This is a genomic window from Nocardia amamiensis (assembly GCF_015477605.1).
Taxonomy (GTDB): domain Bacteria; phylum Actinomycetota; class Actinomycetes; order Mycobacteriales; family Mycobacteriaceae; genus Nocardia; species Nocardia amamiensis_A.
The window spans coordinates 1-449 of record NZ_JADLQX010000233.1 but is presented as its reverse complement, the minus strand read 5'-3'; the positions used below and the strand labels follow the sequence as shown (position 1 = coordinate 449).

The window sequence follows — 449 nt, the reverse complement described above, 5'->3', positions numbered from 1 at the left end:
CGTCAGCCGATGCTGAACGGCATCCCGTAGAGGGTGGTCTTCGAGTAGTGATCGCCGATGATCTCGACAACCGTGTACGAACGCGCCTGCGCGTAACCCGCGCAGCCCTGGATCTGAATCTCGGCATCCTGATACTCCACCGAGTACACACCCGGCTTCAGGATGTCCTTGTAATCGATCTGAACGAACTTCACCTCGCCCGGGCCGAGGTTGATACCGATCGAACCACCAGCGCTCGCCCCACTGAGGTTCACACTCCCGGACACACCCGCGGAGATCGCGTCGTCGGCAATGCTGATCTGGCAACCCACGATGTAACCAGTGCTCAACTGCGAAGCACCATGGGTCGAAGAGTTGTTGGTCCCAGGATTCCCGGTCGGACCGTTGTTCGGGCCGATCTCGCCCTCCGGCGTCACAGCCACATCGGCAATGGCATTCCCCGAAACCCA

General features: G+C 60.4%; 1 protein-coding gene. It reads right to left on the bottom strand.

Translation table 11 applies throughout. The features are described 5' to 3' along the window. Window positions 1-2: 2 nt before the first annotated feature. The coding region (locus IU459_RS37630) for an MspA family porin (RefSeq protein ID WP_195134320.1) at window positions 3-449 on the bottom strand (447 nt) is incomplete at its 5' end.